The sequence below is a fragment of the Virgibacillus sp. 7505 genome (genome assembly GCF_002272135.1).
GTDB lineage: Bacteria > Bacillota > Bacilli > Bacillales > Amphibacillaceae > Terribacillus.
In genome coordinates, this window is sequence record NZ_NPBF01000457.1 from 1 (window position 1) to 213 (window position 213).

A 213-nucleotide genomic window follows, 5' to 3' on the forward strand; every position below is an offset into this window, starting at 1 on the left:
GTCTGAGCCGCCAAGGATCACTTGGCGGCTTTTTAGCGTCTATTGTGGATTAGAATGGTAAGCGCAGCTACCATTAATGTAAGTGGCGCAAAGTTTTGTTTTTGTTGCAAATGGATGGCCTGTCCAAACCGCTAGATCAGCGTCTTTTCCTACTTCGAGTGAGCCGACGCGGTTTGAGATGCCGGCTAATTCTGCAGCAGTGCGAGTGATGCT

1 protein-coding gene is annotated in these 213 nt (G+C 49.3%); it reads right to left on the bottom strand.

All coding sequences use genetic code 11. The features are described 5' to 3' along the window. Positions 1-39 precede the first annotated feature (39 nt). A complete protein-coding gene (locus CHH91_RS19775; protein ID WP_286160874.1) occupies positions 40-210 on the bottom strand; it encodes an amidohydrolase family protein in 171 nt (56 codons plus the stop codon). Between the last annotated feature and the right edge of the window lie 3 nt (positions 211-213).